Below are 2482 nucleotides of genomic sequence, written 5' to 3' on the forward strand. Positions count from 1 at the left end.
CCAGCTTGGCAGGTGTTCCCTCTTGGATGTTGGTGCTGCTCAACCAGATTATCGAGGAAACCGGAAAGGATCATATTTTTCAGGTCTGGGAAAATCTCGAGGTCTATTTTCACGGAGGGGTAAGTTTTAATCCCTATAAAGAACAATACCGTAAACTGTTTCCCCGAAAAAATTTCAGGTATTACGAAATTTATAACGCGTCAGAGGGATTTTTTGCCATTCAAGACCGGAACAATTCCGATGAACTACTGTTGATGCTCGATTACGGTATTTTCTATGAATTCATGCCCATGAGCGATTTTGGCACCGCCGCGCAACAGGCGATTCCGCTCTGGGAAGTGCAGATGCACACGAACTACGCGATTATTATTACGACCAATGCGGGACTTTGGCGCTACCAGATCGGTGATACCGTGCGATTCACGTCGACCGATCCCTATCGTATCAAGGTGACGGGCCGGACCAAACATCATATCAACGTATTCGGCGAAGAGCTTATCATCGAAAACGCCGAGGAGGCTTTGAAGAGGGCCTGTCAAAAAACCGCTGCGGAAATTAAGGATTACACTGCCGGACCGATATTTATGAAAGGCAACGAAAAAGGAGCCCATGAATGGATCATCGAGTTCCGAAGACCGCCTGGGGATCTCGATTATTTTATCGAAATGTTCGACAATGCCCTAAAAGCACTTAATTCTGATTATGAGGCGAAACGGTACAATAACATAACCCTGAAAATGCCTATGGTGCATGTAGCGCGGCAGCAGCTATTTTACGATTGGTTGAAATCTAAGGATAAGCTGGGCGGGCAACATAAGATTCCTAGATTATCAAATAAAAGGGACTACATCGAAGAATTGCTCCGAATGAACCAGAGTTAAAACGGTTTGGGTAAATTTTAAAACTTGAAAAATGCGATCAATTGTAATCAGTTTCGTTTTTGGCAAGGTTCAAATCATACGAAGCCTTATTTTAATTCTGACCCTTACTAATGCCCACGAGGGGCTTGGACAAAAAAATGCCATATTTTTTGAACTTGCGGGCAATGCCCAAGGCGGCTCCGTGAATTATGAAAGACAGCTTTCGAAGGAGGCCGGTCTCGGCGTCTCACTTGGTTTCGGGGCTGCCGTGCTAGAAGAATATAGCGACAGGGATGACCCTTAGGGAGTTTTTCAAAATCTTCCCGACATAAGGTTGAGTGTCCCTATCAGGGTACGATATCTGTTCAATTTGACCGGCCGAAATTATTTGGAGACCGGATTGGGCTATACATGGATAAACGTTGCCGAGGATTTTAAAAACGGACACCGGGGCAGGCATAACGGTATAGCTTCGATAGGTTTTCGAAGATATTTCGGTAGGAATGGGGATTGGCTATGGAAAGCGGACTTCTCCCCAATCCTTACCGGAAGTGGGGGTAAGAAGGGTAATACATCAATCAAGGTGAAATTTTCACCAATGGTAGGAATAGCCATCGGGAAAAAATTTTAGCAATATTTTAACAAGTGTTTTGGACACAAAAGTCCCACTTGAAAAAGAATGCGTCCGTACCGTATTTTTTGGCAGTAACAAAATTCTGATAGCCGATTGGATTGGGAATTTTAAGGTTCTAATAGTGCCGACATCGAAGAATTGCAACATATGAACAAATAATTGCGGATATTTGTAGTTAAATGTAGAGATTAGCTGTTCAAACTTTACCGAACATATTCCCCAAGGTATAAAAGGTGGGAATATAAGCTAATCTAAACGTATCATTATGGCAGAAAGACTTGTAATCGTATCCGATATGTGGGGCGTAAAAAAAGGACTCTGGATTACTTCTTATCTGGGATATCTACAACAACACTTCGACATCACCTTTTATGATTGCCAGCAACTGGCGCATCTGGACGTGCTGGTACATACTGAGGAAAATATTCATCGGGCTTTCGTAAATGGGGGTATCGAGACTGCCGCCATGCATCTTTTAAAAAAGGAAAAAGAACCGGCACACTATCTAGGTTTTAGTACGGGCGGTACGGTCGCTTGGAAGGCTAATCTTATGGGGCTGCCCATGAAATCGCTTTATACGGTCTCATCGACCCGTATCCGCATCGAGAACAAAAGTCCTGAATGCCCTACCACTGCGCTGTTCGGTGACAATGATATCTACCGGCCCAAATCCGTTTGGTACGATGAAGCGGGTGTGAAAGGGGAGTTGATCAAAGGTTTTGGCCACACTATGTATACCGACGAAAAGGTCATTCAAAAAGTCTGTTTAGATCTGTTGCGATTGGTCACACAACAAGCGGTCAGAAACGAAAAAGAGAAAGTGGTCTAGTTAAGATACGGCCTTCAACTTCTTGATGGTTTCATACGACAGCTTATCTTCGGCATAAGACTTCGTAACCTTGAACTCGGTGTCATCGGTACTGGGCATTTCGAACATGGCATCGGTAAAAATAGCCTCACAGAGCGATCGCAGGCCCCGAGCGCCCAA

Annotated in this window: 4 protein-coding genes and 1 pseudogene; 4 read left to right on the forward strand and 1 reads right to left on the reverse strand. The window is 44.2% G+C overall.

Annotated elements, in window-relative coordinates; all coding sequences use genetic code 11:
* From ACEW8S_RS10680 to ACEW8S_RS10695, 4 genes are all read left to right on the forward strand, one after another.
* The coding region (locus ACEW8S_RS10680; protein WP_373518140.1) for a GH3 auxin-responsive promoter family protein at positions 1–881 on the forward strand (881 nt) is incomplete at its 5' end.
* 31 nt (positions 882–912) lie between these two features.
* Positions 913–1164, forward strand: coding sequence for a hypothetical protein (locus tag ACEW8S_RS10685; protein WP_373518141.1), 252 nt, complete (start codon positions 913–915; stop codon positions 1162–1164).
* Positions 1165–1194: 30 nt separating this feature from the next.
* Positions 1195–1491, forward strand: coding sequence for a hypothetical protein (locus tag ACEW8S_RS10690; RefSeq protein ID WP_373518142.1), 297 nt, complete (start codon positions 1195–1197; stop codon positions 1489–1491).
* A 268-nt stretch (positions 1492–1759) separates the two neighbouring features.
* Positions 1760–2323: a hypothetical protein gene (locus tag ACEW8S_RS10695; RefSeq protein WP_373518143.1), complete on the forward strand. Its 564-nt coding sequence runs from the start codon at positions 1760–1762 to the stop codon at positions 2321–2323.
* On the opposite strand, the pseudogene ACEW8S_RS10700 reads toward ACEW8S_RS10695, so the two are convergent.
* A pseudogene (locus ACEW8S_RS10700) lies at positions 2324–2482 on the reverse strand (ATP-dependent Clp protease ATP-binding subunit ClpX); the annotation flags it as partial.

It is taken from the genome of Pricia sp., assembly GCF_041745955.1.
Taxonomy (GTDB): Bacteria; Bacteroidota; Bacteroidia; order Flavobacteriales; family Flavobacteriaceae; genus Pricia.